Origin of the sequence: Staphylococcus carnosus (assembly GCF_900458435.1) — a bacterium.
GTDB classification, from domain to species: Bacteria; Bacillota; Bacilli; order Staphylococcales; family Staphylococcaceae; genus Staphylococcus; species Staphylococcus carnosus.
On record NZ_UHCT01000001.1, the window covers coordinates 2,146,697 to 2,171,484 of the forward strand.

24 protein-coding genes are annotated in these 24,788 nt (G+C 35.2%); 9 read left to right on the forward strand and 15 right to left on the reverse strand.

Annotation, left to right across the window (positions count from 1 at the left end; translation table 11 throughout):
- Positions 1-6: 6 nt before the first annotated feature.
- From uvrB to fakB1, 10 genes are all read right to left on the reverse strand, one after another.
- On the reverse strand, positions 7-1,989 hold the full coding sequence (uvrB, locus tag DYE31_RS10455; RefSeq protein ID WP_015899665.1) for an excinuclease ABC subunit UvrB: 1,983 nt from the start codon (positions 1,987-1,989) through the stop codon (positions 7-9).
- Between the two features lie 348 nt (positions 1,990-2,337).
- Complete coding sequence (locus tag DYE31_RS10460) at positions 2,338-2,583, reverse strand: CsbA family protein (RefSeq protein ID WP_015899664.1); 246 nt, start codon at positions 2,581-2,583, stop codon at positions 2,338-2,340.
- 6 nt (positions 2,584-2,589) lie between these two features.
- On the reverse strand, positions 2,590-3,231 hold the full coding sequence (locus DYE31_RS10465; protein WP_015899663.1) for a YfbR-like 5'-deoxynucleotidase: 642 nt from the start codon (positions 3,229-3,231) through the stop codon (positions 2,590-2,592).
- Between the two features lie 193 nt (positions 3,232-3,424).
- Complete coding sequence (locus DYE31_RS10470; RefSeq protein ID WP_015899662.1) at positions 3,425-4,411, reverse strand: COG3942 and LysM peptidoglycan-binding domain-containing protein; 987 nt, start codon at positions 4,409-4,411, stop codon at positions 3,425-3,427.
- Between the two features lie 310 nt (positions 4,412-4,721).
- Positions 4,722-5,838, reverse strand: a protein-coding gene (gene prfB, locus DYE31_RS10475; protein ID WP_115314390.1) for a peptide chain release factor 2 whose coding sequence is annotated in 2 segments (ribosomal slippage) — positions 4,722-5,765 and positions 5,767-5,838 — 1,116 coding nt in all. Because the reading frame shifts where the segments join, the coding sequence is not laid out codon by codon here.
- A 171-nt stretch (positions 5,839-6,009) separates the two neighbouring features.
- Positions 6,010-8,538 (reverse strand): preprotein translocase subunit SecA, encoded by a 2,529-nt coding sequence (gene secA, locus DYE31_RS10480; protein WP_015899660.1) that lies wholly within the window; start codon positions 8,536-8,538, stop codon positions 6,010-6,012.
- A gap of 391 nt (positions 8,539-8,929) precedes the next feature.
- Positions 8,930-9,496: a ribosome hibernation-promoting factor, HPF/YfiA family gene (gene hpf, locus DYE31_RS10485; protein ID WP_015899659.1), complete on the reverse strand. Its 567-nt coding sequence runs from the start codon at positions 9,494-9,496 to the stop codon at positions 8,930-8,932.
- 71 nt (positions 9,497-9,567) lie between these two features.
- Complete coding sequence (locus DYE31_RS10490) at positions 9,568-10,053, reverse strand: ComF family protein (RefSeq protein WP_231839059.1); 486 nt, start codon at positions 10,051-10,053, stop codon at positions 9,568-9,570.
- 208 nt (positions 10,054-10,261) lie between these two features.
- Positions 10,262-11,563: a DEAD/DEAH box helicase family protein gene (locus DYE31_RS10495; protein WP_041612943.1), complete on the reverse strand. Its 1,302-nt coding sequence runs from the start codon at positions 11,561-11,563 to the stop codon at positions 10,262-10,264.
- An 81-nt stretch (positions 11,564-11,644) separates the two neighbouring features.
- Complete coding sequence (gene fakB1, locus DYE31_RS10500; protein WP_015899656.1) at positions 11,645-12,529, reverse strand: fatty acid kinase binding subunit FakB1; 885 nt, start codon at positions 12,527-12,529, stop codon at positions 11,645-11,647.
- A 140-nt stretch (positions 12,530-12,669) separates the two neighbouring features.
- On the opposite strand from fakB1, the gene DYE31_RS10505 reads away from it, so the two are divergent.
- A complete protein-coding gene (locus DYE31_RS10505) occupies positions 12,670-13,311 on the forward strand; it encodes a YigZ family protein (protein ID WP_015899655.1) in 642 nt (213 codons plus the stop codon).
- A 40-nt stretch (positions 13,312-13,351) separates the two neighbouring features.
- On the opposite strand, the gene DYE31_RS10510 is transcribed toward DYE31_RS10505, so the two are convergent.
- Positions 13,352-14,407 (reverse strand): glycosyltransferase family 4 protein, encoded by a 1,056-nt coding sequence (locus DYE31_RS10510; RefSeq protein ID WP_115314391.1) that lies wholly within the window; start codon positions 14,405-14,407, stop codon positions 13,352-13,354.
- A gap of 280 nt (positions 14,408-14,687) precedes the next feature.
- Here DYE31_RS10510 and gdpS point away from each other — a divergent pair, with 280 nt between their 5' ends.
- The 4 genes from gdpS (at position 14,688) to pepT (ending at position 18,486) form a co-directional block, all read left to right on the forward strand.
- A complete protein-coding gene (gene gdpS, locus DYE31_RS10515; protein WP_015899653.1) occupies positions 14,688-15,755 on the forward strand; it encodes a GGDEF domain-containing protein GdpS in 1,068 nt (355 codons plus the stop codon).
- A 258-nt stretch (positions 15,756-16,013) separates the two neighbouring features.
- On the forward strand, positions 16,014-16,724 hold the full coding sequence (locus tag DYE31_RS10520) for a threonine/serine exporter family protein (protein ID WP_046100233.1): 711 nt from the start codon (positions 16,014-16,016) through the stop codon (positions 16,722-16,724).
- Positions 16,725-16,742: 18 nt separating this feature from the next.
- Positions 16,743-17,240, forward strand: a complete 498-nt coding sequence (locus DYE31_RS10525; protein WP_015899651.1) for a threonine/serine exporter family protein — start codon at positions 16,743-16,745, stop codon at positions 17,238-17,240.
- A gap of 13 nt (positions 17,241-17,253) precedes the next feature.
- Complete coding sequence (gene pepT / locus DYE31_RS10530) at positions 17,254-18,486, forward strand: peptidase T (RefSeq protein ID WP_015899650.1); 1,233 nt, start codon at positions 17,254-17,256, stop codon at positions 18,484-18,486.
- A 66-nt stretch (positions 18,487-18,552) separates the two neighbouring features.
- Here pepT and DYE31_RS10535 read toward each other — a convergent pair whose 3' ends face one another.
- The 3 genes from DYE31_RS10535 to DYE31_RS10545 all read right to left on the reverse strand — a co-directional run bounded on the left by DYE31_RS10535 (position 18,553) and on the right by DYE31_RS10545 (position 21,270).
- On the reverse strand, positions 18,553-19,683 hold the full coding sequence (locus DYE31_RS10535) for a glycerate kinase (protein ID WP_015899649.1): 1,131 nt from the start codon (positions 19,681-19,683) through the stop codon (positions 18,553-18,555).
- 234 nt (positions 19,684-19,917) lie between these two features.
- Positions 19,918-20,238, reverse strand: coding sequence for a bacillithiol system redox-active protein YtxJ (ytxJ, locus tag DYE31_RS10540; RefSeq protein WP_015899648.1), 321 nt, complete (start codon positions 20,236-20,238; stop codon positions 19,918-19,920).
- 138 nt (positions 20,239-20,376) lie between these two features.
- Complete coding sequence (locus tag DYE31_RS10545; RefSeq protein ID WP_015899647.1) at positions 20,377-21,270, reverse strand: EMYY motif lipoprotein; 894 nt, start codon at positions 21,268-21,270, stop codon at positions 20,377-20,379.
- A 104-nt stretch (positions 21,271-21,374) separates the two neighbouring features.
- On the opposite strand from DYE31_RS10545, the gene DYE31_RS10550 reads away from it, so the two are divergent.
- The 4 genes from DYE31_RS10550 to DYE31_RS10565 all read left to right on the forward strand — a co-directional run bounded on the left by DYE31_RS10550 (position 21,375) and on the right by DYE31_RS10565 (position 23,591).
- The gene (locus DYE31_RS10550; RefSeq protein WP_015899646.1) at positions 21,375-21,899 is read left to right on the forward strand and encodes a GrpB family protein; all 525 of its coding nucleotides are present in this window, start codon (positions 21,375-21,377) and stop codon (positions 21,897-21,899) included.
- Positions 21,900-21,978: 79 nt separating this feature from the next.
- Entirely contained in the window at positions 21,979-22,905 is a 927-nt protein-coding gene (gene murB / locus DYE31_RS10555; protein ID WP_015899645.1) for a UDP-N-acetylmuramate dehydrogenase, read from the forward strand.
- Between the two features lie 12 nt (positions 22,906-22,917).
- Positions 22,918-23,256, forward strand: a complete 339-nt coding sequence (locus DYE31_RS10560; protein ID WP_015899644.1) for a CHY zinc finger protein — start codon at positions 22,918-22,920, stop codon at positions 23,254-23,256.
- 71 nt (positions 23,257-23,327) lie between these two features.
- On the forward strand, positions 23,328-23,591 hold the full coding sequence (locus tag DYE31_RS10565) for a hypothetical protein (protein ID WP_041612942.1): 264 nt from the start codon (positions 23,328-23,330) through the stop codon (positions 23,589-23,591).
- Between the two features lie 155 nt (positions 23,592-23,746).
- On the opposite strand, the gene DYE31_RS10570 is transcribed toward DYE31_RS10565, so the two are convergent.
- Entirely contained in the window at positions 23,747-24,775 is a 1,029-nt protein-coding gene (locus DYE31_RS10570; RefSeq protein ID WP_015899643.1) for a ferrated catecholamine ABC transporter substrate-binding lipoprotein SstD, read from the reverse strand.
- Positions 24,776-24,788 lie beyond the last annotated feature (13 nt).

Consider the following 24,788-nt stretch of genomic DNA (forward strand, 5'->3'; position numbering starts at 1 on the left):
TAGATATCACCCTTCTGCCTTTAATTCGAATAACATATCTCTTAATTCCGTTGCTCTTTCAAAGTCTAAATCTTTAGCTGCTTTTTTCATTTCTTTTTCTATATTGGCAATTGTTTTTTCTCGTTCTTTTTTCGTAAGTTTTTTAGGAACCACTTTTTGATCTTTTTCATTTTCTTCTTTTGTTTCAACTGTTGCGCTGATAACATCATGAATTTTCTTATGAATCGTTTGCGGTGTAATACCATGTTCTTCGTTATATTCATTTTGGATTTTACGACGGCGTTCTGTTTCATCAATCGCAAATTTCATAGAATCTGTGATTTTATCTGCGTACATAATAACTTCACCATGTTCATTACGTGCAGCACGACCTATAGTTTGTACAAGTGAACGTTCAGAACGTAAAAATCCTTCTTTATCAGCATCTAAAATAACTACAAGAGATACTTCTGGTATATCGATACCCTCTCTTAACAAGTTGATTCCGACTACAGCATCATAAGTGCCCATTCTTAAATCTCGAATAATTTCAATTCGTTCTAGTGTCTTGATTTCAGAATGCAGATAGTTGACTTTGATACCAGCTTCTTTTAAATAAGTTGTTAAATCTTCACTCATTTTTTTCGTTAAAGTTGTAATTAATACACGTTCATTTTTATCTACTCTATCTTGAATTTCACTTAATAAATCATCAATTTGATTTTTTGTAGGTCTTACATCAATTTTAGGATCTAACAAGCCAGTTGGTCGAATAATTTGTTCAGTCATTTCATCTGTGTGTTCTAATTCATATGGACCTGGCGTTGCTGAAACATAAACCAATTGTTTAGCTTTTTCTTCAAACTCTTCAAATGTTAAAGGTCTGTTATCAATCGCACTTGGTAAACGGAATCCATGATCAATCAACACTTGTTTACGTGCTCTATCACCGTTATACATTCCTCTGATTTGAGGTAAAGTAACATGGGATTCATCGACCATTACAAGCCAATCATCACCGAAATAATCTAACAACGTATATGGCGTTGAACCAATCGGACGCAATGTTAAATGGACAGAATAGTTCTCAATACCTGAACAAAAGCCCATTTCTCTCATCATTTCCAAATCATAGTTCGTACGTTGCTCTAATCTTTGCGCTTCTAACAATTTATTTTCAGAACGTAACTCTTTTAAACGCTCTTCTAACTCTTTTTCAATTCTTTCAATAGCAAGTTTTAATTTTTCATCCCGTGTTACATAGTGAGATGCCGGGAAGATTGAAAAATGTTCACGTTGTCTCAACACTTCGCCAGTTAAATAATTCACTTCACTGATTCTATCAATTTCATCACCGAAAAATTCCACACGAATACAAATTTCCTCGCGTGAAGCTGGGAATACTTCAACAACATCTCCGCGCACTCTGAACGTACCACGTTTAAAATCAATATCATTTCTTGTATATTGAATATCAACCAAGTCTCTTAAAAATTGGCTGCGATCCATTTCCATGCCTTCTCTGATATTCACAACTAAATCACTATATTCTTCCGGATTCCCTAAACCGAAGATCGAGCTGACACTGGCAACGATAATTACATCATCACGTTCAAATAATGAACTTGTTGCTGAGTGGCGCAATTGGTCAATTTCATCATTAATCGTTGCATCTTTTTCTATAAAAGTATCAGTCGAAGGAACATAAGCTTCTGGTTGATAATAATCATAGAAGCTGACAAAGTATTCTACTCTGTTTTCAGGAAACAACTCTTTGAATTCATTATATAATTGACCGGCAAGTGTCTTGTTATGTGCAATTACAAGTGTCGGTTTACCTACTTCTTTAATTACGTTGCTCATTGTGAACGTTTTACCTGTTCCTGTTGCCCCTAATAATGTTTGATGACGTTTACCTGCTTTTATACCCTCTGTCAATTCTTTAATTGCTGCAGGCTGATCGCCTTGAGGTTCATAATCAGAGACAATTTTAAATGGATGATGTTCCATACAAGTGGCAACCTCCTTCTATTTCTAAATCATTTCTTCATTTATAACAATGCATTAAAACACAAATCGGCTGAGACATACGTTTTGCCTCAACCTTCTTTTAATAGTTGAGAATTGCTTTACTCATATCTTGCAATACTCATTTATGCATTTAAATTAACCCTATTTACTATGCTATATATTCTCATTTTGGCTTTATCTCAAACTTTCAATATCACTATATATTCTAACAGATTTGTCAAAAAAGGTACAAACATCTGTTCGCAGTCACAAAAGTTTTTAAAAGACGAAAAAAGCACTTGTCGACATATGACAAGCACCCTCATTTCATATTCTATATTTTTTTATTTAACGATCTTCATCTTCATGCTGTTTATGGAGATTTAATTGATCAACTATAACAAATCCTGCTAAAAGCGAAACCACATCTATGAAAATAATCCATTCACTATGGAAAAATCCTTTATATATGGAGCCGCCGATAAGCGTTAACGTTACAATTGCTCCTACCCATTTATTCTTAGTTACAACGCTGAACAAAACCACTAGAATACACGGGAAAAATGAAGCACAAAGATACCAAACGAGAACCATAAGTTGTCACCCATCTCTTTTATTTAAAATCGACATCGTTAATTCTCGCAATTCCGATCGTGGGATAAAGTTTTCTGTTAACATTTCCGGAATTACATTTTCAATAAAATCTTGTACAGATACTAAATGATCAAACTGCATAATTGTCTCAAGGGACATCTCATAAATTTCGAAGAACAAATCATCCGGATTACGTTTTTGTATTTCTCCGAACGTTTCATAAAGTAAATCGATTTTATCAGCAACAGCAAGAATTTGCCCTTCTAAAGAATCATCTTTCCCTTCTTGCAGTCGTTCTCTATAGACGTCTTGATATTCTGGAGGAAACTCTTCTCTGATAAAATTATCTACCATTTCTTCTTCTACTTGTGAGAATAACTTCTTCAAATCACGGCTTGCATATTTTACAGGTGTTTTGATATCTCCTGTAAACACTTCCGCAAAATCATGGTTTAACGCTTTTTCATATAAGTTTTTCCAGTTAATTTCATTACCATGCGCTTCTTCCACTGTACCTAAATATTGAGCAATTTTAGTGACCTTGAAAGAATGCGCAGCTACATTATGCTCAAAATATTTAAATTTTCCAGGCAAGCGTATTAGCTTTTCTAGATCTGATAGTCTTTTAAAATATTGATGTACACCCATATCTAGCTCACCCCTTGTCTATTTAATGAGTTATTATACTCGAAAAGTTTATATTCTTGCAAGAACTTTGAAAACACCATCTGCATTTTTTTATTTCCGTTTGTCTTTTACCCTTTAAATACGCATTCAATAACTATTTTTGAACAAAAAAGCACTATCCTCAAAATGAGAACAGTGCTTATTAATAATTAAATTAATGAATAAAGTTATATGATGCAGCTTGTCCTGCTGAAAGTGTACGTGAAGTTACAACACCTGGGCCGTAACCGTAGTTCATTTCAGATACACGAACTGAACCGTCACCATTTACGCCTTCAACGTAAGCAACGTGACCATATGCACCTGCTGTTGATTGCATGATAGCACCAGCAGTTGGTGTGTTATTAACTGTGCGACCTGCAGCTGCAGCAGCATTTGCCCAGTTATTCGCATTGCCCCATAATGAGCCTGCTTTACCGCCGGCACGTTCGAATACATATGATGTACATTGACCAGATGTATAGTAGTTTGCACCTGAATAGTTAGAATAAGAAGATTGAGCAGCTGGTGCACTATATGAAGTACTGCTGTAATTTCCAGAATAACTTGTTGGTGCTGTATATGATGGTACTTTATATGATGTTGTATATGAACGCGTTGGTGCTTTGTATTCTACATTGTTTTCATTAGAATAATAAGCTTGTGGTGCTGTCGTTACTTGTTCTACATTATGATAATTTGAAGATGTCGGTTGTTTTGATGATTGACCTTCTTCATTGTAAGCTTGTTTTTCAGTTTCTGGTGCAATTTTGCCAGTAAATAATACTTGTAAATGTGCTGCACCTTTATCTGAAACTGCTAAGATATCACCAGGTAAAATTAAGTTTGTAAGACCTGGATTAAGTTCATGTAATTTATCTACAGAAATATGATGTTTCTTTGCAATTGAATTTAAAGAATCTCCCGCTTTCACTTCTACAATATCTGTATCTGGCAAGACTAATTGAGTATCTTTTTTAACTTCGTCTTTATTTAAATTATTTAAGTTTTTAATTTCATTTGTAGTAGTGGCAAACAAAGCTGCGACATCGCTTAATTTAGCGTTTTCTTTAACTACGTGTGTTTGTTCCGCAGATGCGACGCCATTTAATCCTGTAAACACTGTTACCGATGCTGCTGAGAGTAATAAAGCTTTCTTCATTTATTAGTTCATCCTTTGCTGTCATTTTTAATGCATTTAATATAGCACAAAAAATAACGCAAAAGATTAATGTTAAAAAGTTGTAATATAACCGTTAAAAACCTTTATGTTTCTTTATACGAACTCTTTTTTCTGTATAAAGTACAAATCATTGTCATTACTGTAACCTCCGGCATTTTTAAATACTCTGCAAACTTCATTTCAGTAACATTAATGAATGCATAGTGCATTTAAAATTAATTAAAAATGATTGAGAGATAAGATTACAAAAAGCCGAAGCGTTATTTCACACTTCGACTTTTGAATTATATTATGCTTCACGATTATCCATTTGTGTTCTTAAGTAAGCTTCGATAAATGGTCCGATTTCTCCATCCATTACCGCATTGACATTCCCTGTTTCTTCATTTGTACGGTGATCTTTAACCATTGAATAAGGATGGAATACATAAGAACGAATTTGACTGCCCCATCCGATTTCTTTTTGTTCACCGCGGATTTCAGCCATTTCACGTTCTTGTTCTTCTAATTTCAATTGATACAATTTAGATTTCAACATTTTCATTGCCGCTTCACGGTTTTTGATTTGAGAACGTTCATTTTGGTTGTTTACCACAATTCCAGTCGGATGGTGGGTAATTCGGATTGCTGATTCAGTTTTGTTAATGTGTTGTCCGCCTGCACCAGATGCTCTGAAAGTATCTACTGTAATATCATCTGGATTCACTTCGATTTCAATCTCATTATTACTGAATTCAGGAATCACATCACAAGATACAAATGATGTATGGCGACGTCCTGATGAATCAAAAGGTGAGATACGTACCAAACGATGCACACCTTTTTCAGCTTTCAAGTAACCATATGCATTATGCCCTTTGATGACTAAGGTCACACTTTTAACACCCGCTTCATCACCTGGCAGATAATCTGCAAATTCTACTTTAAAGCCTTGTTGTTCAGCATAACGTTGATACATACGTAATAACATACTTGCCCAGTCTTGAGACTCGGTACCACCTGCACCTGGGTGCAGTTCTAAAATTGCATTATTCGCATCATATGGACCATTTAACAATAATTGCAATTCAAATTGATCCAATTTATCTTTAAAAGCATTCGCCTCTTCTTCTAAATCTGCTTTTAAATCTTCATCAAATTCTTCTGCAAGCAATTCATGTGTCGCTGACATATCTTCTAGTTCTGCTTCTAAATCTCGATAGCCATTCACCACATGTTTCAATGCATTATTTTTATCAATAATTTCTTGTGCTTTATTTTGGTCATCCCAGAAATTCGGATCTGTCATCAATTCTTCATATTCTTGGATGTTTGTCTCTTTTTCCTCTAAGTCAAAGAGACCCCCTAAGTTGATTTAATTTTTCTTCATAATTAGCGAGATTACGCTTAATTTCGGATAATTCCATTTTCATATCTCTCCAATTCCAGTTTAATTTTCCAGATTACTCTATTATTTTAGCATATATCCATATTTTTGTTGGATTGAAAAAAGACCGCTGACAGCCCTTAGAAAGATAACCCAATTTCAATTGAGCATCTCTCTTAAAGCTATTTAACAGTGGTCCTAATACAACTTACTATTTACCGCAGCAATTTTTATACTTTTTACCGCTGCCGCATGGACAAGGATCATTTCTTCCGATGTGATTATCTTTAACAACTGGTTGCGGTTTTACTTTTTCTTTTCCATCTTCAGCTGATACATGTTGTCCTTGATATTCTTTTGCTTTATCACGTTCAATATCATCATCTACTGTGATAATTGATTTCAAGATATATTTGCTGACGTCTTCTTCAATATTGACCATCATTGTATCAAATAGTTGGTGCCCTTCATTTTGATAGTCGCGAAGTGGGTTTTGTTGACCGTATGAACGTAAATGGATACCTTGACGTAATTGATCCATTGTATCGATATGGTCTGTCCATCTTCCATCAATAGAACGTAATAAAATCATACGTTCGAATTCATTGAATTGGTCGGGTATATTGGCTTTTTGTGCTTCATAAGCTTTTTCAATTTTAGCCCATACTGTATCGAAAATATCCTCACGATCTTTACCTTTGATTTCATCTTCTTTGACTTCACCTTCGTGCAAGAAAACATCTTCCACAAAATTAATAAACGGCGCATAGTCAATTTCTTCCAATTCTTCATTTACATAATAACTGATTGCACGATCTAATGTAGAGCGTATCATTGTAATGACTAATTCAGAACTTGATTCTGAATCGATAATATTATTACGTTCACCATAAATGATTTCACGTTGTTTACGTAAAACTTCATCGTATTCTAAGATACGTTTACGTGCATCGAAGTTGTTACCTTCAACACGTTTTTGTGCAGATTCAACAGCTCGAGATACCATTTTTGATTCAATCGGTGTAGAGTCATCCATACCTAATCGGCCCATCATTTTTTGCAGACGTTCAGAACCGAAACGTACCATCAACTCATCTTGTAATGATAAATAGAAACGGCTTTCTCCGCGGTCACCTTGACGTCCAGAACGACCACGCAACTGATCATCGATACGGCGTGATTCATGACGTTCTGTACCAATAACAGCAAGGCCGCCTAATTCTTCAACACCTTCGCCTAATTTAATATCGGTACCACGACCAGCCATGTTTGTTGCGATTGTGACTGCACCTTTTTGACCTGCTGTAGATACGATTTCAGCTTCGCGTTCATGGTTTTTAGCGTTTAAGACATCATGACGCACACCGCGTTTTTTCAATAGTTGTGAAATGTATTCACTTGTTTCAACCGCTACTGTACCTAAAAGAATTGGTTGGCCTTTTTTATGTTTTTCAACAACATCTTCAACAACAGCATCGAACTTGCCTTTTTGGCTGATGAAAATCAAGTCAGGTCTATCTTCACGTTGAACAGGACGGTTCGTTGGAATTTGTGTAACTGTCATATTATAAATGTTACGGAATTCTTCTTCCTCTGTTTTAGCAGTACCTGTCATACCGGCTAATTTATTATACATACGGAAGTAGTTTTGGAATGTGATAGAAGCCATTGTTTTAGATTCATTTTGAATTTGAACCCCTTCTTTAGCCTCAATCGCTTGGTGAAGTCCTTCAGAGAATCGACGACCTGGCATTGTTCGACCTGTAAATTGGTCGACAATCAATACTTCTCCATCTACAACCATGTAATCTACATCGCGTTGCAATGTATAGTTAGCACGTAATGCTGTATTGATATGCGTGATAATATCAACGTTTTTCAAATCATATAAGTTATCTAACTTGAACATACGTTCAGCTTTATCAGCACCTTGATCTGTTAATTGTACTGATTTTGTTTTTTCATCATAATTATAATCATCTTCTGCTTTTAACATTTTAGCGAAAACATTTGCTTGTGTATAAAGAGATGTTGATTTTTCAGCTTCCCCTGAAATAATCAATGGTGTACGCGCTTCATCGATTAAAATAGAGTCGACCTCATCAATGATAGCGAAATGAAGCGGACGCATAACACGTTCTTCTGAATAATTCACCATGTTATCGCGTAAATAGTCGAAGCCTAATTCATTATTTGTACTATACGTAATATCTGCATTATAAGCTTCACGCTTTTGTTCTGTTGATAAGCTGTTCAAGTTCAATCCGACTGATAAACCAAGGAAATTATATAACTCGGCCATTTCTTCACTTTGAGAACTTGCCAAGTATTCATTGACTGTAATAACATGCACACCACGTCCTGCTAAGGCGTTTAAATAAGTCGGCATCGTTGCAGTTAATGTTTTACCTTCACCTGTTCTCATTTCTGAAATGTCACCATTATGAATGGCGATACCACCCATGATTTGAACTGGATAAGGTGTCATATTAAATACACGTTTAGCTCCTTCACGGACAAGCGCAAATGCTTCAGGTAATATTTCTTCTAAAATTTTATCTTGTTTGCTTACATCTTCTTCTGCTTGCAATCTTTCTTGGAATGCTTTTGTTTTATTTCTAATTTCTTCATCAGTAAGAATTGACATTTCTTCTTCTAATGAGATTACTTTGTCAGCTTGCTTACTTAGGCGTTTGATTTCTCTCTTATTGCCGTCAACAATTTTTGTTAAAAAACCCATTCTGTTCGCTCCTTTGGTATAAAAACTGTTTGGCTTACAACAATTTATCTTACCATTTATATGGCTTAATTTATACTTAAAAACTCATAGGATACTGTTCATTATTTTTTAATAAACTGCCTAGTTGTGTTTATCAAGATGTACTTCTCACAGTTTCATTCTCTTTTTCGTTAACATCATGTGCCACATGGATATCATAATCATATGCCGCTCACTCATCTGGAGCTCACATTACAATTATGAACTTAATACATCCCTCTTATTTTGACATGGACACCCCGTGTAAATCAATCAATTGTATTTTTATTAATCAAATCTTAATAAGGGCTTTCTCAAAAAAAGAAACTCTTGCAGCAGAAAATGCAGCAAGAGCCCTTTCAAATATCACATATTAGTTTTCAACAGTTTCAATCAAACCATATTTTCCGTCTTTACGGCGGTAAACAATGCTTGTACCATCAGTTTCACGGTCATTGAAAATGAAGAAATCATGACCAAGTAAATCCATTTGTAATACCGCTTCTTCAGAATCCATTGGTTTCAAGCTGAATTGTTTAGAACGGATGATTTCAATTTCATCATCTTTATCATGATCAACAGCTGTTTCCGGCGGAGTTTCCGGAGTTGCTGGGAATGGTTCATGTTCGCTTTCTTTACGTTTCTTACGATTGACACGTGTTTTGTATTTACGAACTTGACGTTCTAATTTGTTAGTGATCAAGTCAATTCCAGCATATAAATCATCGTTTCTTTCTTCTGCACGAAGTGTCACGTCATTAAGCGGAATTGTAACTTCGATTTTTGTGCTAGAATTTGCATAAGTTTTCACTTTTACATGTGCATTCACATTCGGCACATTAGTGAAGTAACGTTCAAGTTTACCAACTTTGTCCTCAATGTAATTACGGATTGCGTCTGTAATAGTGAGGTTGTCTCCATGAATTTCAAATCTAATCATAGTAATCGACTCCTTTAACCTCTATATGTGTTGTTATTGGTAATGCTCACTATTATAATAACACGTTTACACTACCTAACAAAAGTAAATACATCGACTTTTCCTATTTTTCTGACAAATAATATTTCAGCTGCCTGATGTTCTGTCACACCTGTTGTATAAATATCATTCACGAGTAATATTGTCTTATTTTCAAGATTAAAAGAATGCGCTGCTTGGGTTAAATCAAACAGATTTTTCATGTTATGTTTTCCCTGAAAAGCAGTGCTGCCAGTTGTTCTGTTTTTTACTAACAAATTGGTATATGAAACCTTCTTAGCATTCAATACTTGTGTAACAGGATTGAATGTTCTTTTCATGTCTTCTTTTATTAAACTTGGAATAGGTACTATAAAATCGTACTGCTTTTTCGGCAAATGAATTTGTGATGCAATTACTTCACACAATGCAGTGTCTCCACTATTTCGGTATCGGTTCATCGTTTCTTTTACGATATCTTTATTTTGGTACTCGCAATAAAGGTGGTCGATTAAGGTGAAGCGTCTGGATAACTTCACACATTCACTGCACCTTGTGTCATGCGTCGCTAATGGTTTAAGACATTGCTTGCAATAACCTTCTTCATCCATATTTTTATGTTTTTTACTTTTAAACAGAAGACACTGCTTCCATCCTTCACGACATTTTTCACACAATATCTCAGGCGCCCGATAAAAATTAACAGCTGTTAAAGGGTCCGCAAACTTCTGTCTGCACTGCAAGCACCTAGGCATCTAACCACCCCTTTTCAATACCGATACGGTTCATTTGTTTAAATTGATATTTCGCATGCATCATACTGAGCGAAACACCATTATGCAGATATAATACAAGCCCTTTAGTATCTTGTATTTTTCTGCCCGTCCTTCCAGCAATTTGTACTAAAGCAGCTGTCTTGAAATCTTGGCTGTTCAGCACAATGACATCTAAATGCGACATAGTAAATCCTCGCTCTAAAATGGTTGTTGTAAAAACAATAGGATGGCATCCTTCTCTTAGTGCTGTGACCTTATCAAAACGCAATGCATCTTCGCTATGGACATATATCAAATCCGGTATATGTTTGCGATAAACTTCAAACGCTTGTTTCATGGCTTCAATATGATTGAAAAACACGAGTGTATAGCGGTTACTGCTGATTTGTTTTTTCAATATCTGGAGTAAACTGATTTGCAGCTTATCAGGTTTGAATTTTAAATACTTGTAATGCGGAACAGGAAGCGGTTGTCGATGATAACGTGCTGGAAGCGTAATAATATTTTCATTTTTGAATTGTGAACGCAGTTTTCGTGAAGGTGTAGCCGTCATGTAAATGTGGCTTGAGGTGATACTAGAAGCACATTCTAGTGTGTGTTGGAGTAAGGGATCCATTGAAAGCGGAAAAGCATCTACTTCATCAATGAAAATGACATCAAAATGCTGTTTGAATCGATAGAGTTGATGGATGGTTGCGACTACAAAATGTCCATTATACTTTTGAGATTGCCCTTGATAGAGTACATCGATATCTTCAGAAGCAAAAGCCTCAGCAATCCGTATACTGATTTCGACTACTACATCTACTCTGGGTGAAACAATGGCTACGTTATATCCTTGTTGTCTGGCATATTGTATGCCTGCAAACATCATTTCAGTCTTCCCTGCTCCAGTAACTGCATATAAAAGCAGATTTTCTTTTGCTTTTATGGCACGGATGATGTTTTCAGAAGCATATGTTTGTTGTGCAGAGAGTTCGAAATCAAGTTGGTATGTCGCTTGGCTTGAAACATGCTTCGTTTTAGTGATGCAGACGTCTGAATGCGTATCCATACGTCCTAATTGCAAACATTGTCTGCAATAAGTAATTTCTTTTTGAAGCGGTTCAGAATAATACGTATAATAATCTTCGCTCACTGTACTTTCGCATTGAATGCAATGCCATCTTCCTTTTTCATTTTTTATTACGCCTTTTTGAATCGTTTTAATTTCTTCATCAGATAAATCTTCTTTATTGCGTATTAATCGACCATAATATTTAATTTCAATCATTCCTTTATGTGAATTCTGGATGCAAAAAAGCAGATCAAAACACTCGTAGCTCAAGTATTTTCATCTGCCCTATAATGAAAGTTATTCTTCTTCTGGTGAATTTGCTAATGTTGCAATATGTTTATTCGTAAATCCTAATGCTACACTGCCAACACCTAAGTGTGTTGCGATAACGGGTGTAAATTCTGAGTAGTTGATGACGTAATTCGGATAATTTTCTTTTAAATGATTGTATAATTTAATCCCGTCTTCTTTAGCATCCCCATTTACAACAAATAAAGTGACATTATCATAATCTTTTACTCTGTCTAAAACACCTTGTTCTATTGTTTTAATCGCACGTTTTTTAGTACGTACTTTATCTAAAGGTAAAATCTTGCCATCCACAAATTCTAAAACAGGTTTCATTTTCAATAATGAAACGATAAAAGCTTGCGCACCTGTGATACGACCGCTTTTTTGCAGATTTTTCAAATCATCTACAACTACTAAAGCGCCCGTATATTCGCGCATCTCTAATAATTCATTCATAACTTCATCAGCAGTTAAACCTGCTTCTACACGTTCTGCAGCGTAAATAACATAGCCGCCTAAAATCATACCTGACAATTTAGAATCAAATGTATGAACGTTGATGCCTTCTACCATTTCGCCTGCTTGTGTTGCAGCTTGGTAAGTACCGCTGATACCATCAGATAAAAATAAACCGATGACATCTGTATAACCTGCATCGCGCAGACGTTCATATTCTTCTATTACATTACCAATTGCCGGTTGACTTGTCGTAGGCAATGTTTTTTCACTTTTCATACGACGATAAAGTTCAGAAGCATTCAGTTCTTTACCTTCTATGTAGTTATCTCCGTTTGCGAATGTTATGCTGAGCGAAACGACTGAAATATTATATTTGTCTAATAAACGCTGAGGCAATGATGTTGTGGAGTCTGTCATCACAGCAATCTTCATAAGAATCCTCCTAAAATATACTCGCTTTTAATGATACCCTATTTCGCATAAAAAGAAAATTGATTTTACTGTTTAGAAAACTTCTTAGAGACATGTATAATGAAAGGCAAGAGCTGAACTTAATAAAAGGATGTCAAACTATGGAAAATCATATTATTACAATTAAGCAAGAATACATTATCGAAAATACAATCAACAAATCACGTTTTATTGCACATATCAAACCTGTTAAAACAGAAGAAGAAGCAAAAGCTTTTATTGATGAAGTCAAAAAAGAACATCGTGAAGCCACACATAACTGTTCTGCCTATACAATCGGTGATAACATGCTCATCCAAAAAGCCAATGATGACGGAGAGCCGAGCGGTACTGCAGGTGTCCCGATGCTTGAAATTCTTAAAAAATTAGAAACACATGACACTGCTGCTGTAGTTACACGTTATTTCGGCGGTATTAAATTAGGAACAGGCGGCCTTATCAGAGCATATAGCGGTGCAGTCAGAGATGCGATTAAAGAAGGTGGACGTGTAGAGTTGCGCAATGCCTTTCCTACTACTGTCACAATCAGCTATGATTTAACCGGCAAACTCGAATATGAATTGCAATCTACTGATTTTATTTTGCGTGATACAGTGTATACAGACAAAGTAAGTTATAAGATCGATGTACTAGAAGATGATTTTGATGACTTTATTAATTTCTTAAATCGTATCACTGCTGGAAAATACGAATTAGAAAAAGGCGAAGCCACACGCTTACCTTTTGATATCGAAACAAAATAAAAATTGCTGGAGTTCTCATTAGCGAGAATTCCAGCAATTTTTATTCTTCTTCATGGTTTTGATGTCTTTTTTCTAATAATCTCAATAAAGGACGGTAGTTATCATCTATCAATCCTGTAAACTCAACAATCAATTCAATTGTAATCAGAATGAGTATCAGCATCATGACTACACCCCATGGTTGAGACAAGTACAAGATGATACTGGAAATACTGAATAAAATCGCAATTGAATAAATCAGTATGACTGTTTGTCGGTGTGTATAACCGAGTTTTAATAGTTTATGGTGTAAATGAGATTTATCTGCCTGCATAATTTTTTGACCTTTTCTAGCACGGCGAATCATTGCAAAAAGTGTATCGATAAACGGCACAGCAAGTATCACAATCAGTAAAAACAAAGAAAAGAACGTGATGTTTTTAAAACCTAAAAGTGATAAGAAGCTGATAATAAATCCGAGCTGCAATGAGCCGCTATCACCCAAGAATATTTTTGCCGGATGAAAATTGTAAAATAAAAATCCTATAAGTGAACCGATCATGACACTGCAAATCATAATAATGAAAATATCGGCTTGCAGGATGGCTATAAACCCGATGGTCATAAATGCAATTGTTGAAACGCCTGCTGCTAAACCATCTAAACCATCAATCAAATTAATCGCATTTGTAATAGCGATAATCCAAAATACAGTAAAGGGTACACTCAAGATTCCAAAATGAATAGTACCGAAAGGCAACTGGATAAAGTCGATTGTGACTCCATAATATACAACCACCAAAGCTGCAATACATTGTCCTAATAATTTGAGTATTGGTTTCAAATTATATACATCATCAATCAATCCGACTAAATACATGATAATGGTACCGAGAATCAACGGAATCACTTCTCGCTCAATTGGATGGCCGATCCAAATGCCCAGCATAAATGAAAAGAGAATTACCGTGCCCCCTAATACAGAGACAGGTTTAGTATGTACTTTTCTGAAGTTAGGTTTGTCCATGATATCCAACTCTACGGATATCTTAATGACAATAGGTGTGAGTATTAAACTGACAATCATTGAAAATACTACAAGTAAAAGTGTTATCATCTATCTTCCATTGTCAAAATCATTTCAACAACCCTTTATAAAGTATGTTAATTGTAAGACATTAAAATATTATAAATAAGGATTATAATCAACGGTTGCAGGTCCTTTGACAAAGGGACCTCCTTTCATTTAACTAATTGTTAAATAATCTAATAACTTATTCTAACACGAAACAGAGTGAAATGTATTCTAAACCAATAGTATTTTACTATGTTTTAGATGACAAAATGTATATTTTCACTTACAATAACTAAGTGGTAAAACAAAGGAGCAGATGAATATGATTGAAGCTATCATTTATAATATTTCTGTTACCGTTGCAGGAATCTATCTCTTTCATAGGTTGCAATATTCAGAAACGAAGCAAATGAAATTTTCACAAACCTATGTCACTATTCTAATGACTGTGGTAGCACTTTTACTTGCTGCCTACCCTATTCCAGTCCATGATTATTTATTATTTTTAACATTCGTACCGCTGCTCTTCTTAGGTCGCTATACTAATGTATTTTTCACGATGGTATCTGCAGCGATTATCTTTATAGTCGATGTTTTTGTATATGGCGATCCATTAGCTTATAACATTGCTTTATTGATTATTGCACTTGCAGTCAGTGTTATCGGCCCATTTATTAAGCAAAATGATATTGTTTCTTTGCAAATATTAAATGCAATCAGTTTAATTATCTTAAGTATTATTTCTATAATTACCAAGCTTTATACCTTGCAAGAAATCATTTATTTAATTCCAATATCATTTGTAGTCACAATTGCATCTTCTATTACTTTCGTAGATATATGGCGTTTCTTCACTTTAGTTCAACGGTATGAAAGCGAAGATCGTTATGATTATCTGACAGGTTTAGGAAATGTAAAAGAATTTGACCGTTATTTGAATAAAATGACAGATGAAGCGGATGAAAAATCAACAAGTTTAGGGTTGCTTTTAATTGATATCGACGGTTTTAAAGATGTCAACGACGCTTTTACTCACCGTTCTGGAGATGCAGTGCTCAAACAAATTTCGCAGCTCTTAATCAATTACGTCCCTCCAAACGTTCGTATATTCCGAAATGGCGGAGAAGAATTTTCAGTAGTAGTACTCGGTTATTCTTTAGACCAAAGCGTAAAGCTAGCTGAAAGTATACGTGCAGGTGTGGAACAATCTACTTTCCACTTGCCAGATAAAGAAGTCATCAAATTATCAGTGTCAATCGGCATTGGTTATCTCACAGCAGATGATTACAAATCACAACGTAAAGTATTTAAAGATGCAGATGATATGCTGCATATGGCAAAAAATGAAGGTCGGAACCAAGTTATGTTTAATCCGATTGTTAAATCTTAAAATTGAAATTATGAGAGGACTCAATTCTTATAGGATTGAGTCTTTTTAATTTCACTTCTTTTTAATCCCCCTGTTTCTTTTTTGACTTACTCATAATATTTTCTTTTTCAATTGTATTTCAAACTACCCAGTTCTATTGCAACTTTAAAGTGTTCCTTGTAAACTTTTAGTATCAACTATACAAACAAGAAGGAGAACTGCAAGGTGCCTGAAGAAGCAATTACGATAATTGATGAGAATAAAGTAATAGATGTAGTGATGACCGCGGGAAAAATATTATTAGAAAGCGGCGCAGAAACTTACCGCGTAGAAGATACGATGTCTCGTATTGCGTATAGTTATGGTTTAGATAACACAAATAGTTTCGTTTCTAATACTGCTATTATCTTTTCTTTAAATGATCGTACAAACACCCGATTAATACGCGTGCGTGATCGCACAACTGATTTAGAAAAAATTGCACTCGCAAATAATATTTCTCGTAAAATCGCTAAGAAACAGCTGTCTATTGATGAAGCAAAATCTGAATTAATCCATTTGGAACATGCTTCATTGCAATACTCGTATTTAACGAAATTTATTGCAGTATCTATCGCATGTGGTTTCTTCTTATTCATGTTCGGCGGTGTAGCACAAGATTTCATTTACGCTATTATCGCTGGTGCTGGCGCTTATCTGACTTTTGATTACGTACAGCGTTTTATACAAATTAAATTTTTCTCTGAGTTTATTAGTGCCATTGTAGTTATCGGCGTTGCTGCTGTGACCCATAAACTTGGATTGTCAGTAAATCAAGATATTATCACCATCGCTGGTGTCATGCCGCTAGTTCCAGGTATTTTGATAACAAACGCCATCAGGGACTTGATGGCCGGCGAACTGCTTGCGGGAATGTCACGCGGTATGGAAGCTGCTTTAACTGCATTTGCAATCGGAGCAGGTGTAGCAATTATCTTACTCTTCTTTTAGAAAGGCGTGCTTAAAAAAATGTTTTCACAATATATCTTTCAATTTTTGATCAGTTTTTGTTCAACATTGCTGTTCTCAATACTTTTTAATGCGCCGCGTAAATTGCTGCCTGCTTGCGGCTTCGTTGGAGCAATGGGTTGGATTATTTATGTCATTGCAATGGATATGAATACTGGTAAAGTTGCAGCATCATTTCTCGGTAGCTTTATTTTAGCTATTATGAGTCATACAATGAGCAAACGTTATTTCCAACCTGTAATTATCTTTATCGTACCTGGTATTATTCCGCTCGTTCCAGGAGGAGCAGCATACGAAGCAACACGATTCTTAGTTACGAATCAATATACACATGCTGTAAATACCTTTTTAGAAGTAACATTGATATCAGGTGCCATCGCTTTCGGCATTTTATGTGCTGAAATCGCTTATCACACATACAATCGTATTAGAGCGAATTATGGTAAAATGAAAGGCAAGTCATATCATAAGCAATTTAATATGAACAATAGAAGTTAAGGGGTGCATAAAAGTGAAAGAAGAATTAATCGACAGACTTAAACGTTATGCCGAGATTGATACACAATCTGACCCAGATTCAGAATCTACACCTTCTACAGAGAAACAGCGGGATTTATTGAATCTACTTAAACAAGAGTTAGAAGAATTAGGGTTGCAAACAGACATAGATGACAACGGTTATTTATTTGCAACGTTGGAAAGCAACATTGCTAATGAAGTACCGACAGTCGGCTTCTTAGCACACGTAGACACTTCACATGATTTCAATGCTTCAAATGTAAAACCGCAAATCATTGAAAATTACGATGGTAAACCCATTCAACTCGGGGATACAGATCGTGAATTAAACCAAGAGGTCTTCCCTGCTATGAAATCAGTAGAAGGACATACATTAATGATTACAGATGGTACATCATTACTCGGTGCTGATGATAAAGCAGGTGTTGCTGAAATTATGACAGCATTAACTTACTTAGTTGAACATCCTGAAGTGAAGCATGGTCGTATCCGTGTTGCCTTCACACCTGATGAAGAAATCGGTCGCGGCCCTCATAAATTTGATGTTAAACGTTTTGATGCTGATTTTGCTTATACAATGGACGGCAGCCAGTATGGCGAATTACAATTTGAAAGTTTCAATGCTGCTGAAGCAACTATCACTTGTCATGGTGTCAATGTCCATCCGGGCTCCGCTAAAGATGTAATGGTAAATGCCATTAAATTAGGAGAACGTTTTGACAGTATGCTTCCTGAAGATGAAGTACCTGAAAAAACAGAAGGCTATGAAGGCTTCTTCCATCTTATGAACTTTAACGGTACAACAGAAAAAGCACAATTAAAATATATTATTCGTGATCATGACCGCGAACGTTTTGAAGCACGTAAAGCTTGCTTGTTAGAAATTCGCGATCAAATCAATACAGTCTATAATAATGATCCTGTTGAAGTTGATATGTATGACCAATATCATAATATGGCAGAAAAAATTAACGAAGTACCTGAAGTGATTGAAGTACCAAAACGTGTCTTCAAAAAATTAGGTATCGAGCCGAATACCGAGCCTATTCGTGGTGGTACAGACGGGTCTCAATTATCATTCATGGGCTTACCAACGCCTAACATCTTTACAGGCTGCGATAATTTCCATGGGCCTTTCGAATATGCTTCTATCGACGTAATGGAACGTGCAGTAGAAGTTATTTTAGGAATAGCTGAAGAAATTGCACAGCCAACTGATAAATAATTCAATATAACAAAAAGGCGGAAACACATAGTTAAGTGTTTCCGTCTTTTTACTGTACTCAGTTAATTATGATTTCTTATCCACATCAAATTGTGCTTTCAACAATTTAAGCGCTTGTACTGCATAAAATCGAATTTGAATACCTGCTTTGAAGCTTGTATAATGTTCAGGCATCTCCATAAACAAATTAAACATACCTGTCACACCTAAAGCTTCATAACGGTCAAATTTATCATTTGTCGCATTAATCGCAATACACGGTTTATGATATTTCGTTGCTAATTCTGCAATACGTAATGTTGTCGTTTCAAGTAAATGATCCGCTTCATTTATCCCTTCACCGAACATCACCAAATCAGCTTGTTCAATCAAATCTTCCAAATGTGTAATTTGGTCCACAAGATTATGACTCGTTAAAATTTCCGCATCATAAAGTGCTGCAAATATAGCTGCTACGCCGCCTCCAGCGCCGCCGCGTTCTACTGTGCTTGTGACTAGGTGTGCTTCGTTTTTCAAAATTTCACTGAAATACCATACAAGATTATCGATTGTTGCCGCTTCTTCACGCGTAATATCTAATAACGGATAAACTTGCATAATTTCACTTTGTTTGCCATACATCTTACTCGCAAAATCTGACACCAGCTGAATACGCACTTGAGCCAAACGCAGATGTAAATTAGATAAGTCAACATGACGGATATATTTTAAGACTTCAGCACCTTTTCTCGTATCAATCGGTTGACCTTCGTCATCATAATATCTTGCTCCGAGAGCTTGAAGCATACCGGCACCGCCATCAAAACTTGCAATATTCCCTAAAGAAATCACTAAATGTTCTGCATCATTATCTAATGCTTTAGAAATCAACTCACCTAATCCATAACTTGAACGCTTGCCGATTGGTTTTTCACCTTGTAAAAACAAGTCAGCTTCAATCACTGTCATACCGTTTTCAGTTTTGCCATATACAGCTTCAACTTGATTCATATCTGCATTATGTACCATTTCACGATACTTCGTACCCGATTGCCACAAGAACACAGAATCCATTAATTCATGGCGACCATTAAATAGCGGTACCTGAACAATGTCTGCATTTTCAATTTGACTTGCGACCGCTTCTTCTACATAGCGGTTGGCTTCATAACTTGAAACGATACCATTAAATTCATCCATCGCAACTAATACTCTCATCTTGTCACCTCAAATAAAGTTTCCCAATGTTTTTCATATGATTCACTATAATATTATACAGACCTTACTAAAAAAAGCCCACTCTAACGCCCGACTGATACTGCTAAAAAATAAACTCCAAGCAATAGCGGATACGATTGACACTGTTCATTAAACTTCAGACCTGCATCCATTGCTTGGAGTTGCGATTTCATATTTATACTCTTGTTATTTGTTAAGACAATGAACTTTCAATTATTCTTCAGCTTGCGCTAATGAAGAAACATTAATGTCATCATGACTCGCATGCCATTTCACTTTGCCATCTACAAAGTAGAAAGCTTGCGGTGATTCATGTTTTACCCCTGTTTCTTCTGCAATATAATTTGAAAGATTTCTTTGTTCTTGTACCACTAAATAATAGCCTGCGATATCGCGTTCATATAAAAATTTGTTGAATTGATCATATGCATTCGCAGAAATCGGGCAAGTGTTACTGTGTTTCAAAATAAATACATCTTTGTTGTCGTTGATTACCTGTTCGAACTGGTCAATCGAAGTCAGCTTTGTAGCCATTCTATTCACCTCTAAAAATATTTATCACATTAAGTGATAGTCCCTTTATTTTCATATTTCAATGTGTCTAATTATACACACTTTATATTTCAATGTTAACCGAAATACTAATATTTTTAATCCATTTTCTTAATAATTCTATTTTACATCCTGTTTCAAATGCTTCAATGCTTTATTGTATTTTTGATGATACTCACTTAAATCTTTCCCTGTTAAAGGCAATTTATTCATATCATATTGCTCTAATTTTGTACTGATATCAATCGTTTGCTGTCTTGTTTCATAGTAATTCTGCAAACTATAATACATTTCTATCGCACTTTGACGTGCTTTTGTCGTTTCATTATCAGTCACCGTAGATTGATTTAAATCTTCTATCTGTTTTGAAATCAAAGGTTCTATTTTATCTTTGATGACCACTTTAGTTTGCTTAGGATCTTCGGCATCCAGATATTTTTTAGCTACTTCTTGCAATTTTTTATTATTATCTTTCAATTTGCCTACCAATGCATCTGCACTTTTATTTTCGCCCGCTTTCTTTGCGTCTGCTACTTTAATTTCTAATTGTGCTCTTCGTTTTTCAAATAAACGCGTGTAATTCAAAATATCTTCATTCGTTTTAACAGATTGATTACAAAGTCTGATATAATCTCTATCTTTTTTCAATGCTTTTTCTTGCTGATCTACTTCTTTTAAATATTCTGTTCTTAATTGCTTCACAGCTTTCGTGTCAGCTGGAAGTGAATGTGCGGCTTCTTTATATGATTTAAAGGCTGGCATTAATTTCTTATCCATATCCTTGCTCATCTGCTCAAAATCTTCTTTATTTCTATCTGTTAAATCTGACTTGCTCAGCTCGTTCAAACGATTCAAATGTATATCATCCATTGTCTTTTTAACATGGTCTTGTTTTTTATCTACTTCAGACATTGACTGTTCGAATTGATTTAAATCAGACTGAGTTCTATTGCCGCATGCAACTAATGAAAACGTTGCACAAAGCAGCAAAAACGCCAGAAGCCATGGTTTCATGCTCGTCCACTCCTGTCTGTTTCTTTAATTTTTCTCTTTAATGTTTGAGTATGCCAGATTCCATATTATAATACCTGTATGACTTTTACAAAGGACGGTTATATATGTACACAAAGACACAACCACTCATTAGTGATGCGAACTTATTAGTAGTGTATCATAATCTTTTCGAAGACTATCATAATTTATTGTTCGGATTGTTGGATACACCTGTAAAAGCAGTACATCATATTGGAGGAACCGCACATTTTAAATATCCTACCGAACCGATTTTAGATATTTTAGTAGGTGTCAATAACTTGCACGATATTACATCTTTAGATGAGAAACGCTTAAATTATGCCGGTTTTTATCGCATTCATCATCAATATAAGAAAAAAGTAATGATGGTCAAGTTTAATAATTTGATTGATTTAAAGCAAGAAGTACGTTTACATATTCTGCAAATCGAATCTGAAATGTATGATCAATATCTTCAAATGCAGCGAGCTTTAAAGGACGATCATCAACTTGCACAACAATTCAAAACAGAAAAAGAACAACTGCATGCTTCACCATCTTCCATTCGTGATTATGAAACACAAAAAGAAACTTTATTTGAAAAGTTATCAAAACAAATTCGTGATTAATCGTTACTTTGCCTTTCGCAAATTAGCGTAATCATTGCTATAATAAGTAAATGAAAATAATTGAAAGGGAGTTCTATCCTTGCATAAAGATGACATCCTAAAGGAACTAAAAAAAGTTCTGCCAGAAGAAATTATTAAAGTAGATGAACCATTAAAACGTTATACGTATACACAAACTGGTGGTAATGCAGACTTCTATTTAAGTCCGACAACAAATGAACAAGTTCAAGCAATCAATCACCTAGCACGTATGAATAACATTCCAGTAACATATCTAGGCAATGGTTCGAACATTATCATCCGTGAAGGCGGTATTCGCGGTATCGTCTTAAGTTTATTATCTATGGATTATATTAAAGTTGAAGATAATGTGATTATTGCGGGAAGCGGTGCAGCGATTATCGATGTATCTCGTAAAGCACGTGATTATTCCTTAACAGGTTTAGAATTCGCTTGCGGTATACCCGGTTCAATCGGCGGCGCTGTATTTATGAATGCAGGTGCTTATGGCGGTGAGGTCCGTGATTGTATCGAACATGCAGTTTGTGTCAATGAACGCGGAGAAATCGTCACATTAACACGCGATGAGTTAGAACTTGGTTACCGCAGCAGTATTGTTCAAAAACAACATTTAGTGGTGCTTGAAGCATCCTTTAATTTAGCACCTGGTAATCAAGAAGAAATTCAATCTGTGATGGATGACCTGACAAATCGTCGTGAAACAAAACAACCGCTTGAATACCCTTCTTGCGGCAGTGTTTTCCAAAGACCACCCGGCCACTTTGCCGGTAAATTAATCCAAGATTCTGAGCTGCAAGGCCATCGCATCGGCGGCGTAGAAGTTTCAAAAAAACATGCTGGTTTCATGGTCAACGTAGATAACGGGACTGCAACTGATTATGAAGATTTAATACATCACGTGCAAAACGTTGTTAAAGAAAAATTCGATGTAGAATTGCATCCAGAAGTACGTATTATCGGCGATCATCCAGAAGAGCATCAATAAGGATTTACATTTATGACAGAATACGATAAAAATGGTACACCTATTGTACATGGTATCGATTTAGATCACGAAACACGCTGCACACACTATCATACACCGCTTGATGTGGTAGCAATGCGCTTCAAATGCTGTGATAAGTATTATGCATGCATTCATTGTCATAATGAATGCGAAGACCATGAACCAATACCTTGGTCTAAAGATGAGCAAGATACATTGGCTGTGATGTGCGGTGTCTGTAAATATGAAATGACTATTCGTGAATATGTAAACACTGATCAATGTCCGAATTGCAGCGCATCCTTTAATCCAAGGTGCGAAGCGTATTATCCTTATTATTTTACTTTATAAAATCTCATAAAAGCTGAAATGACTTAATCGTTGTTTCAGCTTTTAAATTTGTATAAAAAGGAGTCATTGAATTGGAACAAGAAAAAGTTTCACACAAAGGGCTTAAAGCTCTCAAATTCTCAGGTACTTTATGCTTGATTTTAGGCCCTGTTACGACGATTATACAAATCTATTCTGACACTACTCATCAATCTACTACATTGATTATCCCTCCGTTTTTCTACATAGCCTCAATACTCCTATACCTTATTTTCGATATTTTGATCAAAGACAAAAAAAGAATAATCACAGATATCGTAATTTTCATTTTTATTTTATTGATTTTCATTCTTTAACTTCAAACATTAATTTACGTAATAGAATTGCTCAAAGAATATATCACCCCAATTAATAGCTTCTCATAAAGAAATACACCAATTCCCTTTAATATAGGCAATTGGTGTATTTTTCAGAGATTTAAACCCCCATTCAAACCTCTTTCAACATATTTTTATTCTACAACTTTTTTCAATTCATCAATTTGTTTCATTGTAGTTGTTGTTGAACCTGATGCGAAGTACCATAATTTTGGATCAAGTTCATAAACTTTATCATCTTTGATTGCTTTAACATTTTTAATAACCGCATTTCCTAATGTTTGTTTCGCAGTTGATTTTTCTCCAATTGCTTGGCCGCGGTCCATTGCTAAAATAACATCAGGATTTTTCTCGTTAATATATTCATTTGTAACGTTTTGACCATGTGAACCTGCTTTAACATTTTTATCAGCAGGTTTAAAACCTAAAGTATTATATACAAGACTGCCGAAACGTTCTTTAGGACCGTAAGTTGATAATTCACCTTCGTTAACAAGTAAATACATGACTGTTTTATCGAATTTTTTCGTTTTGTCTTTCATGTCTGCAATTTTATTATCTAAGTCTTTATTCAAATCTTTGGCTTTATCTTCTTTATCGTAGATTTTACCTAAGTTTTCAGTGTTTTGTTTCATTGATTTCACATAATCTTTATCATCTGCACCTACATATACTACTTTAGCTTTCGGTGCTGCTTTTTTGAATTCATCGATATTTTTTTGATTAGCTGTTCTACCGGAAATAAAGATTACTTCTGGTTTAGCTTGTGCCACTTTATCGAAATTCACTTCTTTTAAAGAACCTGTGTTGATATACTTATCATCTTTAAATTCTTTTAAGAAATCAGGTAAAGAACTGTTGTTTTCACCTTTAGGCATACCTTTGACTTTATCAGCAACGCCTAATGCTTTTAATGTATCTAATGCACCATAATCTAAGACAATCGCATTTTTAGGATTTACTGGTACGTCTACTGTATTTTTCACTTGCTTAGCATCACTGCCTTTTGGATCTTTACCACTTAACTCATAGTTGTTTTCAATCTTAACTGTTTTTTGATCTGACTCGCCTTTTTTAGATTCATCCTTTGATGAACTGTCATTGCTGCAAGCTGCAAATAAAAACATTATACTAATTAATAAAAATAAGCCTAGTTTCTTCATTTTTTCTCTTTTC